Origin of the sequence: Colwellia sp., assembly GCF_013214175.1 — a bacterium.
Classification (GTDB): Bacteria; Pseudomonadota; Gammaproteobacteria; order Enterobacterales; family Alteromonadaceae; genus Colwellia.
Genome location: NZ_JABSPA010000003.1, coordinates 301,120 through 313,845, shown reverse-complemented (window position 1 = coordinate 313,845; position 12,726 = coordinate 301,120). Strand labels below are relative to the sequence as shown.

Annotated in this window: 10 protein-coding genes and 1 other RNA gene; 5 read left to right on the top strand and 6 right to left on the bottom strand. The window is 40.2% G+C overall.

Translation table 11 applies throughout. From position 1 onward, the window contains the following. Nucleotides 1-22 precede the first annotated feature (22 nt). The 5 genes from gcvT to HRT55_RS09850 all read right to left on the bottom strand — a co-directional run bounded on the left by gcvT (nucleotide 23) and on the right by HRT55_RS09850 (nucleotide 6,761). A complete protein-coding gene (gene gcvT, locus HRT55_RS09870) occupies nucleotides 23-1,111 on the bottom strand; it encodes a glycine cleavage system aminomethyltransferase GcvT (RefSeq protein ID WP_291620881.1) in 1,089 nt (362 codons plus the stop codon). Nucleotides 1,112-1,401: 290 nt separating this feature from the next. Beyond that, nucleotides 1,402-2,724, bottom strand: coding sequence for a UbiH/UbiF/VisC/COQ6 family ubiquinone biosynthesis hydroxylase (locus HRT55_RS09865; protein WP_291620880.1), 1,323 nt, complete (start codon nucleotides 2,722-2,724; stop codon nucleotides 1,402-1,404). A gap of 544 nt (nucleotides 2,725-3,268) precedes the next feature. Further along, complete coding sequence (ubiH, locus tag HRT55_RS09860) at nucleotides 3,269-4,609, bottom strand: 2-octaprenyl-6-methoxyphenyl hydroxylase (protein WP_291620879.1); 1,341 nt, start codon at nucleotides 4,607-4,609, stop codon at nucleotides 3,269-3,271. A 106-nt stretch (nucleotides 4,610-4,715) separates the two neighbouring features. Beyond that, the gene (gene pepP, locus HRT55_RS09855; RefSeq protein ID WP_291620878.1) at nucleotides 4,716-6,083 is read right to left on the bottom strand and encodes a Xaa-Pro aminopeptidase; all 1,368 of its coding nucleotides are present in this window, start codon (nucleotides 6,081-6,083) and stop codon (nucleotides 4,716-4,718) included. 75 nt (nucleotides 6,084-6,158) lie between these two features. Continuing rightward, nucleotides 6,159-6,761: a UPF0149 family protein gene (locus HRT55_RS09850; protein WP_291610499.1), complete on the bottom strand. Its 603-nt coding sequence runs from the start codon at nucleotides 6,759-6,761 to the stop codon at nucleotides 6,159-6,161. A 202-nt stretch (nucleotides 6,762-6,963) separates the two neighbouring features. Here HRT55_RS09850 and HRT55_RS09845 point away from each other — a divergent pair, with 202 nt between their 5' ends. The 3 genes from HRT55_RS09845 (at nucleotide 6,964) to HRT55_RS09835 (ending at nucleotide 8,862) form a co-directional block, all read left to right on the top strand. Beyond that, nucleotides 6,964-7,272 carry a cell division protein ZapA gene (locus HRT55_RS09845; RefSeq protein ID WP_291610497.1) on the top strand — a complete coding sequence of 103 codons (309 nt, stop codon included), beginning with the start codon at nucleotides 6,964-6,966 and terminating at the stop codon, nucleotides 7,270-7,272. Between the two features lie 435 nt (nucleotides 7,273-7,707). Beyond that, nucleotides 7,708-7,889: non-coding RNA, 6S RNA (gene ssrS / locus HRT55_RS09840), on the top strand. A gap of 574 nt (nucleotides 7,890-8,463) precedes the next feature. Then, a complete protein-coding gene (locus tag HRT55_RS09835; RefSeq protein WP_291620877.1) occupies nucleotides 8,464-8,862 on the top strand; it encodes a thiol-disulfide oxidoreductase DCC family protein in 399 nt (132 codons plus the stop codon). Nucleotides 8,863-8,914: 52 nt separating this feature from the next. Here the strand turns inward: HRT55_RS09835 and HRT55_RS09830 are convergent, their stop codons facing one another. Next, complete coding sequence (locus HRT55_RS09830) at nucleotides 8,915-10,258, bottom strand: MFS transporter (protein ID WP_291620876.1); 1,344 nt, start codon at nucleotides 10,256-10,258, stop codon at nucleotides 8,915-8,917. 202 nt (nucleotides 10,259-10,460) lie between these two features. Between HRT55_RS09830 and murI the strand changes: the two genes are divergently transcribed. Next, nucleotides 10,461-11,294 carry a glutamate racemase gene (murI, locus tag HRT55_RS09825; protein WP_291620875.1) on the top strand — a complete coding sequence of 278 codons (834 nt, stop codon included), beginning with the start codon at nucleotides 10,461-10,463 and terminating at the stop codon, nucleotides 11,292-11,294. 176 nt (nucleotides 11,295-11,470) lie between these two features. Further along, nucleotides 11,471-12,658: a methionine adenosyltransferase gene (metK, locus tag HRT55_RS09820; protein WP_291610490.1), complete on the top strand. Its 1,188-nt coding sequence runs from the start codon at nucleotides 11,471-11,473 to the stop codon at nucleotides 12,656-12,658. The last annotated feature ends 68 nt before the right edge of the window (nucleotides 12,659-12,726 follow it).

Here is a 12,726-nt window from a genome sequence, read left to right as displayed (position 1 = left end):
CTGTAATTTAAATTATGACGGATTAGAATACTTTTTTACCGTTACGAACAAAGCTAGGCTTAGTAACAGTAACTTTAACTAATTTTTTACGCATTTCAACTTCAACAACATCACCTACTTTTACGCTGCGTGGTACACGCGCTAAAGCAACACTGTGACCTAATGTTGGTGAGAATGTGCCTGAAGTGATGATGCCTTCGCCAGCTTCAGTAATAACTTTTTGAGCGGTACGAAGCACACCTTTTTCTTCCAGTACTAAACCAACAAGCTTAGGTTGGTCGCCAGCAGATTTTTGTGCAGTTAATACATCACGACCGATAAAATCACGGTCTGTAGGTTCCCAGCTAATGGTCCATGCCATGTTAGCGGCGATTGGCGAAACTGTTTCGTCCATATCTAAACCGTAAAGGTTCATGCCAGCTTCAAGACGTAAAGTATCACGGGCACCTAAACCACATGGCGCTACGCCTGCGTCTAGTAATTTTTGCCATAAATCTTCTGCGGCACTTTCTGGAATGATAATTTCGTAACCATTTTCACCGGTGTAACCGGTAGTTGCGATAAATAAGTCGCCAACTTGTACACCAAAGAATGGCTTCATGCCTTCAACGGCTGCACTTTCTTCTGCAGAAAGTAAAGTACCGACTTTAGCGATAGCTTCAGGGCCTTGTACGGCAATCATGCCAAACTCAGGACGTTCAGTAATAGTAATATCAAAACCTGCAGCTTGCTTAGTCATCCAAGCAAGATCTTTTTCGCGTGTCGCTGAGTTGACCACTAAACGGTAGTTAGTGTCAGAGAAGAAGTAGATGATTAAATCATCAATCACACCGCCAGCTTCATTTAACATACCTGTGTATAACGCTTTACCTGGAACGGTTAACTTAGCAACATCGTTAATCACTAAACGACGTAAGAAGTCTTTAGCATCTGTGCCTTGCACATCAACAATGGTCATGTGTGAAACATCAAACATACCAGCATCAGTTCTTACTGCATTGTGCTCTTCAATTTGAGAGCCATAGTTAATTGGCATTTCCCAACCATAAAAATCAACCATTTTTGCGCCAGAAGCTAAATGCTTAGCATGTAATACTGTTTTATTTGTCATGTGCTGTACCTAAGAGTTATCAAAAGGAATTATCAAAGTGGACTGATTATAACCGCCAGCTATCGTTGATTCAACAGCAATACTCACAATTAAAAAATATAAACCCATGTTTTATGGAATACCTGAATTATATTTGATGTCTTGGCGTATTTTGAAATTTTCATTGCGGTTAGTGGAATGTTAGCGGCAAAGAACAAATAAAAGCCAATAACTTTTTTGGCTTTTATTTGTTCTTTGCTTATTTATACGTGCTTATGTAGCAGCAGTTAATACGGGGGGATTAGTAGACGCTACAGTGCGTCTTTTTGATAGGCAAGCTCGGGTAGATCTGCCTTGATACCTAACGCTTGTGATATTAACTGCTTTTTAGCTGGAGCAAAGTTGTTAATAAGGTTCATGCCGATACCGCGCAGCAGTTTTATCCCAGATTGCTGCGGTGCAAAAGCTTGTTTAATGCCAGCCATGGCCGCAATCATTTCTGTTGCTTCACTTTTACGCCAGCGTGAAAACGCTTTGAGCTCAGATATATTCACCAGCTCGGTGGTGAGCTCTTCATCTTTATTGAGTTTAGCAGTTAAGGTTTGTGCTAAAGCGGCAGCATCCAGTAGCCCTAAATTAACGCCCTGCCCGGCAAGCGGATGAATGGTATGCGCAGCATCGCCAATAAGTACTACTCGGTCTTTAACAAAGTCTTGTGCTAAACGCATGGTTAATGGATAAGTGAAACGCTCACTTTTAAGTTTTATGTCGCCTAACTTACCATCACTGGCTGCCGTTAGTTCTTTGGAAAAATCAATGGCATCTAACGCAGTTAAGCGTTGAGCATCATCAGGTGACGTTGAATAAACGATAGAGCAAAGGTCAGTCTTTTCATCTTGTAAATCGCCGGAAGCTTGAGACTTGGCTTGTTTTAATGGTAAAAAGGCTAACGGTCCGGTCGGTAGGAATACTTGCCAAGCGGTGTTTTGATGACCTTGTGGACATTCAACCGTAGCAACAATGGCGTGGTGGTCGTAATCTTTAAAGATCATCGCCATATTCATTTGTTGACGTACCCAAGAATTAGCGCCATCAGCGCCAACAACCAATTTAGCAATAATAGGTTGCGTTGGTGTGCTGTTAGCCCCTTGCTCGTCATTATTAGTACTGTCATGAACAAAAGTAGCAAAAACTTCACTATCGCCATGACTGATGCTGGCGAGTTTATTGTCAGTGAAAAAGTGAATACCTTCATCCAGCTCAGCTTGTTGCCATAAAGCATGACGAATCACTTTGTTCTCAATTATCCAACCTAAGCTTTCTTCTGGCGGGAAACTGGCACTGTCTTTTGCGGAAAAATCTAGCTTACCTACTCCAGCCTTATCCCACACATGCATATGCTGATAATCTTGTACTCGGCTGCTTTCAATAGCCGACCAAATACCTAAATTAGCAAAAATATTTTTGCTGGCAACATTAATGGCACTGACTCTTACATCTATGCTGTCATCAAGTTCAGCCACTGCTGAGCTATCTACCAGAGCAATTTTAAGTTGGCTTGATTGGCGCAGTGCTAATGCTAAGGTTAAACCCACCATGCCAGCACCAACAATTAACACATCAAATTTTTGCATGTTTTTCTCTTTTAAAATTCAAATAATGGCACATCGACTTTCACCAAGTATCCACGAGAGTGACAAAAGTTACAGCCATATGGATCCCCGACTAAGTGACCACGGGGATGACAATAACACCAATGATACTTAATCAGCCGACATCACCGAAATATCTAATCGATAATTCAGCTTTATACCTTACTCATGGATCCCCGACTAAGTGACCACGGGGATGACAAGAATACCAGTGAGACTTTATTAGCCGTCATACCCGAAATATCTAATCGATAATTCAGCTTTATACCTTACTCATGGATCACCGACTAAGTGACCACGGGGATGATGATAATACCAGTGCTACTTTATCAGCCGTCATCCTCGAAGTGTCTAATCGAGCATCCAGCTTTATACCTTACTCATGGATCCCCGACTAAGTGACCACGGGGATGACAATAATACCAGTGAGACTTTATTAGCCGTCATCCCCGAAGTGTCTGATCGGGGATCCAGTGTTTTATCTATATCTTGTCAAATTAATGTGGCTACACTAATTTCCTCATACTTAGTAACCCATAGTCTTCTTAACAAGGGCATTCTTAAGCGGCGTAATAAAATTAAGTGCCTGTAAAGCCATATTGCGGCCAAGTACTAATGGCGGTAGATCATTAGCGAACAAGGTCACTAATGAGTCAGTTAATTGAATAACTTGCCGTTGATCTTTCGCTCTATTCATTTGATAAGCGTGCAGTAAGCCAAAATTACCGATATCTTGCTCTGCGGCTAATGCGTTTTTCACTAGTTCCGCCATAAACTCAACATCACGTAAACCTAAATTAAAGCCTTGCCCGGCGATAGGGTGAATAGTATGTGAAGCGTTACCTACCAGCGCCATACGATGATAGCTTTGCTGCTGGGCTTGTAATAACACTAACGGGTAAGTATCACGTTTACCGACATGAGTGATTGCGCCAAGGTAACTACCAAAAGCCCGCTCTAGCTCAACTTTAAAAGCATCATCAGATAGGCTTTTAATGTCTTCGGCTTGCTCTGGTGTCATGGTCCAAACCAGCGAACAACGTGACTTCCCATCCGTTGATGAGCTTGAGTTTACTGACTTGAGCGGCAACATGGCAATAGGGCCAAACTCAGTAAAGCGTTCGAATGCTTTATTGTAGTGTGCTTGACTGGTTGATACATTGGCAATTAAGGCAACTTGCTGGTAGTCGTCACAGCTGACCTTGATTTTAGCCAGTTTTCTTACCGGGGACTGCACGCCATCACAGCCAAGTAACAGTTGTGCTGATAAGGTTATTCCTGAGTTGAGCTGTACAGTGACTTGCTGTTTGTTCTTGCTAGTTTCGTCTTGGCTATTTTCCTGACAACTTTCTTTCCAAGTGATATCAGCTATTGAGTCTGGGCTAAACCAGTGGATATTTTTTGTGCCTGCGCTGTTTGCGCGAGTATTTTTACTTAAAGCCTTTAATTGCGCTTTACCAATAAGTGCCATATCGATGACATAACCTAAGGCATTAACACCCTGTTCTTTGGCTGTTAACCTTGCTTTGGCAAAGTGACCTCGATCAGAAATATCAATATCGGTAATCGCACAAACATCACCTTTGAGGTACTGCCAGGCGCCTAGCTTATTTAAGTATTTAGCGCTGCCATGAGATAAGGCTAACACGCGGGCATCAAATAAGGCGGTGTCATCTGCAGGGTTAGTTTGTTTAAAAGGCAGAGCTTCAACTATGGCTATAGATAATGAGCTACCATCTGCTTTAATTAATTGACTTAAACTTAACGCCATTAGACTACCCGATAAACCACCGCCCGAGATAATGACATCAAATTGTTGACTAGTATTTTGCTTAAAGTTTTGCTTAATTTTTTGTATAGCGCTCATATTAGCTTTTTGTTTTTAAAGTTTTTCGTTGAGTTGAGTTTACTTAACTGCGCTTAACCTTTTCTTGATTTAGCCATATTTTAACTTTTATTTAGCTAAGTTTTAGTTATGATTTTTGCATTTCTGCCATCAAGTCTTCAATATCTTCAACGGTTTGTGGCGAGTTAACGGTAAAGTTCTCAAAACCGGTTGCGGTTACGGCAATATTATCTTCAATACGCACACCGATACCACGCCATTTTTCCGCGACACTTAAATCGTTAAGTGGAATATAGATGCCGGGTTCAATGGTCATCACCATACCCACTTCAAAAGCGCGTAATTGCTCTCTTTCGGTGCTGATATGATAGTCACCAACATCATGCACATCTAAACCTAACCAATGGCCAAGACCATGAATAAAGTATTCTTTAACTTTCTTATCACTTATAAGCTCGGTTAAATCACCAACAAGTATGCCCAAATCAACTAAGCCTTGTGTCAAAAAGGCATTGGTTAATACATTTAATTTGGCAAAAGACATACCCGGCTTAATGGCGTTAATCGCCAGGTTCTTGGCATCAAGTACCAGTTGATAAATCGCTTTTTGCTCCGTGGTAAATTTGCCATTAACCGGAAAAGTACGGGTAATATCGGCTGCATAACCCGCTAATTCGGCGCCAGCATCAATAAGTAACAACTCATTGTTTTTCAATACCTCGTTATTGGCGGTGTAATGAAGAATATTGGCGTTATCACCGCCAGCAACAATACTGGCATAGGCTGGGTGTCTAGCACCGTGGCGAGCAAATTCGTGGAGAATTTCAGCTTCAATTTGATATTCAAACTTACCGACATGGCATTTTTGCATAGCGCGTTGATGTGCTAACCCTGAAATATGGTTCGCTTGGCGCATCAAGGCCAATTCATTATCTGTTTTAATTAAGCGTAGCTCAGCAACCATAGAGTCGACATCGGTTAAATGCTGTGGCGTTTTAGCCCCTTGGCGAATGTTGCCACTTACTTGTTTTAACCAAGTAAACACTTGCGCAGCAAAGTCATGGTTACTAAAGCCAAAAAACACCTGGCTTTTACCATCAAGGTAATCAGGTAATAGACTATCAATTTCAGCGACAACAAAGCTTTTATCAACGCCGTAGTCTTGCACCGCTTTAATTTGGCCAATGCGTCGACCTTGCCAAATTTCATGTAAGGCGTCTTTAGCTAATGAAAATAAAATAGACTCTGCTTTGCCCTGCTCATCTTTAAGCAAAACGAGCAATGCATCGGGCTCATTAAAACCGGTTAAATACAAAAAGTTTTTATTCTGGCAAAAAGCATATTCGGTATCGTTACTGCGAGTAAGTTCACTAGCGCCAGGAAATAAAGCGACTGAGCTGTTTGGCATTTTAGCCATCAGTACAGCACGATGTTCAGTGAAGTCACTCAAAGGTAACTGGCTAATTGGTGCTTTATTTAACGGTGAAGTGCTCATGTAATTACTCGCGGCTATTTATTGTTAGTATTTTTTTGAAAATGCATTGTTAACGCTACTTTGCTAAGCGGAAAGTTAGTGAATTATTTTTTTCTTTGTGGCATTACTTTCTTGATTAGGAGGGGTCGCTAACTCGCTAAAACACAGTATCGCTGAAATCCGTACATATTCACTGATTTCAAAATACGCTTGCTCGGTATCTTCATCTTCATCCATTTCATCAGATAAGTTGGCTATTTCGCTAAAGTCGGTGAGTACTTCCTTAACTTCTTCAGAAACAACAGGGCTATCTTTTTGCTCTAAACCAAAACCTAAATTGAAGCCTTGTACCCACACACTTAAAGCATGGCCACGTTCGGCCATAGTGTCATCGTCATCAGGTAACAATAAGTTAAAGCTATAAGTGTCATCTAATATGCTGGCCCACAATTCGCTATACATTTGTTTGAGCGCTACTTTGACTGCTGCTGGAAAACCATCTCCGTCATTGAATAAATCATTAAGCATGGCCACATAGCCTTGGTCTTCAAATTCAAAACCTGCGCAAACTAACCCGGTTAATACACCATGAATTTCACTGGCATGTGATCTTACATCTTCGCTAGTCAAAATGGCTTGCATACTGGCAAAGTCCATTAAGTTATTATTGGTATCGTTATTTGAGTTTGCTTCAGTCATGATTTACTTTCTATGATTACTGGGATTTATGATGAGTAATGGTATCACCGAGGAAAATGACAGAAAAGGAAAATAACAGTAAATGCCGATAAAACACGCTAAAAACTTGCATAGGCGGCTCAGCCTCGTTATCATTAAAATAATAGCTTAAAAACAGTACATTTATAGCTATATTATTAATAACTCTTGGAAATTTTTGTAAATGGCGCAACGAACCGTAGAAATCAACATAGTTGATCGCAAGCTGAAAATAGCTTGTCCAATAGGGCAAGAAACCGCCTTATTATCTGCAGCGCAAGAATTAAGTAACCGTTTAATTAAAGCGGGGACGAGCAAAACAATTAGCACTCCTGAGCAAACGTTATTAATGACCGCGTTAAATTTGGCTAATGATTTATTGCAGACGCAACAGTTATTAAAAGTAGAGCAACAAGAAAATCAAAATAAAATAGCTTTACTGCAATCAACTATAGAACAAGCTATTTCTCCTAAGAATAGAAAAATCGCTTAAGCATTAACTGCTTACTCTTTATCACACTCCTCAATTAATTATTCTTACCTTTATCCACCTTGGTAGAGGTTAGGGACTGTTGATCTTTCAGGGTTAAAATTTATTCAATTTAAAACGGGCTTAATCGCGGCGCGAGCTTTGTATCATAGTTATTCTATTAAAAAAGCGAGCAACAAGGAGTAAGTTCGTTTTAAATGAACCCAAAGGGCAGCACTTGTTTGAAATTTATACTGCGTTATCGTATGTTCATGTAGCTAGCTACACTTCACATGCTCTGCCTTGGCTAAATATCAAACATGTTGCTGTAAAAGAAATCTCGAAAATTCAACAGTCCCTAAAGCCTAAAAATAAAACATAACGAATAATTACTCAGCACTCGAGTAAAAATTACAAAAAAAAGCTTATTGGATGATATCTTTTTCGCTATACTGGATTTGTCTTCTGGGGTGTTTGTATGCGAACTATGTCCCTGAGCCGATAAGTTTTACCTTAGGAAATTGACTATTAGCTTTTGTGCAAGCCCGGCTCGTATCGGGAAGCCTACGGTTAGCATGATACTTCCGCCCTGAACACACGGTGTTCAGGACTAAAGTTAGCTACGGCACCTTGGAAGCGACTATCCTACTTTAAGATTTATATTTATCTCTCTCTTCGAATAAAGAATATCCACAATATTTCCACGCGACTCTAGGAAAGTATACAGTATTCAAGACTAAATTCCCTGCTTCACTAAAATAACTGATGGAAGCGACTATCCCCTTTATTTTTCTAATAAAATTTTTCTCTGTTAAAACCCAATATCAACGATATTTCCGCACCCTCTCTAGAAAAGCACACGGTGTTCAGGACTAAAGTTAGCTACGGCACCTTGGAAGCGACCTCTTCTTTATTTTTCAAAGCAAATATCAACAATATTTCCGCGCCCTCTCTAGAAAAGCACACTCTATTCAAGACTAAGTTAGCTACGGCAACTTGGAAGCGACTATCCTCTAAAAATTCCCATATAAAATCCAATACCAACAATATTTCCGCGCGGCTCTAGGAAAGTACACAGTATTCAAGACTAAATTCCCTGCGGCACTAATATAACTGATGGAAGCAACCTATCCTCTTCATAACATTCAAACATCAGTAAATTTTCGCGAAATGCTACAATAAAAGTATCTAACATAGTCAAACCGTGAGCCTATTATGACTAATGAGCAAAACTGTATTACCGTTTTTTACGATGGTGCTTGTCCTCAATGCATTAGAGATAGACGTTTCTATGAGCGCCTTGCTGGTCAAGGTGGTAAGCAGGTAAAGTGGCTAGACATAACTGACCAAGATGAATTGTTAAAAACCTTAGCTATCGACCCTCATAAAGCACTGACCGAGCTTCATATCCGACTTGCCAACAACACTGTTTTATCTGAATTAGATGCCTACATTGTTTTAATGAAACGAATATGGCTGCTAAAGCCAGTGGCGTATTTTATATCCCTGCCATTCATAAGACCTTTTATAGCCCGTATTTATCACCAAAAAGTAGCTAGACGATTAAAGTCACAGAGGCGAGGAGCTTTTGCCAAAGACACTAAAGATAAATAACATTCAGCATTAATACGAAGGCTGTTATAGCAGTAATAAAGCGACTATGCCCTCAAATACCCTGTTCCTTCAGCTTATCCAGTTCAACAAAATCAGGTCGCGGCATTTTATCTAAGATGCTATAGAGATACATCACAATCAGAGTTAATGCTGCGGCAATGAAGAACAACCAAGGACCACCAAGATTATCGAGAATAATACCACCACCTAAGGGCGCAATAGCATAACCAAACTCATAAAATGAAGCAGCACCAAAGTATGCGCCACGTAGATGATCAGGCGCCAACCTGTCTATATGAACATTCATGGTCGGAAAAAGAATAGTTTCAGCTAAGCTCATCACCACAATAGCGCCTATCCAGCCCCAAAAGAGCGTTAATGGATTCACCGCCAACCAAATTTGTGAGCACATCAATAACACTAAACCTATTTGAATTCGGCTAATTAATGACAAGTTGGCCATTAATTTTAATAATAAAAATTGTGTTGAAATGATAACTAAGGCATTGGTAAAAATCATCGCTGATATAAGTTCAAGCACATCAGGTACTTTAGCGCGGGTTAAATATTGAATAAGTGAACTATCCATTTGTGCATAAATGAACATACAGAGAATATTGGCAAAGATAAGGCACTGCAATAATTTATCGGCAATCAACACCTTGATGATTTGATTACCTGCAGCCGCTTGTCCTTTGCCTTTAACTTTAGTTTTGCTTGAGGGTTGAGATTGAGATTGAGTTGCTAATGAGGCTGTATCCTCATTATTCTCAGTCACTTTAGCTATAACAGGCTCAATTTTCTCGATCTTACGGTGTTGATGAAAGCCCCACCATAACAGCGCTAATAAAAAGGCAAATGCCACGGCGGTAATATAAAAGCTTGATTGCTCTCCTGTTAAACCCATCCAAAGACCTAACATCGGACCGACGGCACAGCCAACATTAACGACAAAGTATAGTGACTGCATGGCAAGCTCTCTAGTAGCTTTATCATCAATAATATCGCCAATTAAAGCCGAGGTTAATGGTCGCCATAACGCAGTAGCAATTGAGCATAAAGTGATAACTAAGGCATAGCCGGCAATAGTACTCACTTGTGCTAGTAAGGAAAAAGAGATGATATATAAGATGCCACTGGCGTACATTAATTGGTGACGACCGATACGATCAGATAGCGCGCTACCAACAAAACTCACCAACACAGCAATAACTGCAGCACTGGAGAGAATGAGACCAACATGGGTAGCAGATAAAGCAAATTTTTCATAAAGCATTACCGCTAAAAATGGCCAGACCATGTAATAGCTACCGCGGGTAATGAATGAGCCAAATAACAAGATCCACATCAATTGTGGGAATTGTTTAAAACGCTTTACTGAGACAACATTTGACATAATTTTCCTTTATCAGCTAAGCGTTGAAAATACTTTGCTTCATGGGATTAACCAAGCAATACAATTAATTATATAAACAAAAAACCTTACATAATTAATTGTATTGCTTTTTGGCTGATAAAAGCAATACAATTTGCCCAGAGCAACCTCTTTAATGTGTTGAGCAAAGATCATTACCAAGTACAAAAGTAATCACGAAACTATGCAAGAAAGTAAACAAAAAATTAAACAAAAAGTCACTGACAACTCAGCCGCGATTGGCGTATTTGATTCTGGCGTCGGCGGACTTTCCATTACTAAGTGTATTGCTGCGCAACTTCCTCATGAAAATATCATTTATATTGCCGATAGCCTCCATGCGCCTTATGGCGAAAAGTCGGTCGATTTTATTATTCAGCGCGTTAATACCATTGCTAAACTTCTCATTGCCAAGGGCGTTAAAGCCATAGTCATCGCCTGTAATACCGCCACGGTTAATGCCATTGAGCAACTTAGAGCCCAAGTAAACATTCCTATTATTGGTGTCGAGCCAGCAATTAAGCCAGCAGCAAAACAAAGTATCAGCAAAAAAATTGCCATATTAGCGACGCAAGCGACCAGTGGCAACCAACGCTTTAAAGACTTGATTGACCTACATCATAATGGTGCACAAGTACTCATTCAGCCCTGCCCGGGTCTAGTCGAGTTTATTGAACAAGGCAAACAACACAGTCCCGCCTGTAATGCCTTATTAAGGCAATATATAGAGCCTTTAGTTAACCAAGGTATTGATACCCTAGTATTGGGTTGTACCCACTACCCTTTTGTTCAACATCAAATAAGCGTTATTGCTGGCCCGCAAGTTAGTATTATTGAAACTGCCGCCCCTGTTACCCTGCAATTAAGCAAAAAATTGGCTGAAATGGATTTAACTGCCAATAGTAGCCAACAAGGGCAAACACAATTTTTTAGCTCACTAGTTACTAAACAGCAAGAGCAGATATTTAGTCAACTCTGGCAAGAACCACTTCTTTTATGTGCGTTAGAGCATAAATAAGATACTTATTAAAAGCTTACTGTCCGATAAAATACTGACAAAAGTTAATCTAACACAAGAGAATCAAAAAAATTAAAGCCGTTTAGCCGTCTAGGCGTAAAAAAGCTAGATAGTTGATTTCAACAGGTGTAGAATCGCCACATTATTTTGTATAACTCAAATTTTTCTGAGAACTTATGTCTAGACACTTTTTTACTTCCGAGTCTGTTTCTGAAGGCCATCCTGATAAAATTGCCGATCAAATTTCTGATGCGGTATTAGATGCTATTATTGCCCAAGATAAACATGCCCGTGTTGCCTGTGAGACTATGGTGAAAACTGGTGTTGCTATTATTTCTGGTGAAGTAACGACTAACGCTTGGGTTGATTTAGAGAAAATCACTCGTAATGTTATCAGTGAAATAGGTTATACCTCGTCAGATGTTGGTTTTGATGGCGCAACTTGTGGCATCATGAATTTGATTGGTCAGCAATCACCTGAAATAGCTCAAGGTGTTGACCGCAGTAAACCAGAAGAGCAAGGTGCGGGTGATCAAGGTTTAATGTTTGGTTATGCAACCAACGAAACACCTACATTAATGCCGGCACCACTATACTATTCACATCGTTTAGTTGAGCGTCAAGCTGAAGCACGTAAGTCAGGTATTTTACCTTGGTTACGTCCAGATGCTAAATCACAAGTGACTTTTATCTACGAAGATAACAAGCCAGTAGCGATTGATACAGTAGTACTTTCTACTCAGCATAACCCTGATATTAAACAAGAAGATTTAATTAATGCGGTAATGGAAAATATTATCAAGCACGTATTGCCTGCTGAGTTGCTTACCCCTGAAACAAAATATCATATCAACCCAACAGGTCGTTTTGTTATTGGTGGTCCAGTAGGTGATTGTGGTTTAACCGGTCGTAAGATTATTGTTGATACCTATGGTGGCATGGCTCGTCACGGCGGTGGTGCTTTCTCAGGTAAAGATCCATCAAAAGTTGATCGCAGTGCTGCTTATGCGGGTCGCTATGTTGCTAAAAACATTGTTGCTGCGGGTCTTGCAGATCGCTGTGAAATCCAAATATCTTATGCTATTGGTGTTGCTGAGCCGACGTCAATTTCAATCGATACTTTTGGTACCGGGAAAATATCTGAAGAAAAATTAGTTGAGCTAGTACGTGAGCACTTTGACTTACGTCCTTACGGCATTACTAAAATGTTAGATTTATTGCACCCTATGTATCAGCAAACAGCAGCATACGGTCACTTTGGTCGTGAACCTTATGAAATGACTGTTGGTGATGATACGTTCACCGCCTTTAGCTGGGAAAAAACTGATAAAGCAGACGATTTACGTAAAGCTGCAGGTTTATAGTTAACGAGTAGTTAAGCTAGCGCACTTCACTTACGGAGAGTGCTAGCTCTTAGACATCCTGTCTCCGC

Bases quoted from the DNA above. Each gene is read 5' to 3' on its own strand.
- gcvT (WP_291620881.1), bottom strand. From the start codon at position 1,111: ATGACAAATAAAACAGTATTACATGCTAAGCATTTAGCTTCTGGCGCA.
- HRT55_RS09865 (WP_291620880.1), bottom strand. From the start codon at position 2,724: ATGCAAAAATTTGATGTGTTAATTGTTGGTGCTGGCATGGTGGGTTTA.
- ubiH (WP_291620879.1), bottom strand. From the start codon at position 4,609: ATGAGCGCTATACAAAAAATTAAGCAAAACTTTAAGCAAAATACTAGT.
- pepP (WP_291620878.1), bottom strand. From the start codon at position 6,083: ATGAGCACTTCACCGTTAAATAAAGCACCAATTAGCCAGTTACCTTTG.
- HRT55_RS09850 (WP_291610499.1), bottom strand. From the start codon at position 6,761: ATGACTGAAGCAAACTCAAATAACGATACCAATAATAACTTAATGGAC.
- HRT55_RS09845 (WP_291610497.1), top strand. From the start codon at position 6,964: ATGGCGCAACGAACCGTAGAAATCAACATAGTTGATCGCAAGCTGAAA.
- HRT55_RS09835 (WP_291620877.1), top strand. From the start codon at position 8,464: ATGACTAATGAGCAAAACTGTATTACCGTTTTTTACGATGGTGCTTGT.
- HRT55_RS09830 (WP_291620876.1), bottom strand. From the start codon at position 10,258: ATGTCAAATGTTGTCTCAGTAAAGCGTTTTAAACAATTCCCACAATTG.
- murI (WP_291620875.1), top strand. From the start codon at position 10,461: ATGCAAGAAAGTAAACAAAAAATTAAACAAAAAGTCACTGACAACTCA.
- metK (WP_291610490.1), top strand. From the start codon at position 11,471: ATGTCTAGACACTTTTTTACTTCCGAGTCTGTTTCTGAAGGCCATCCT.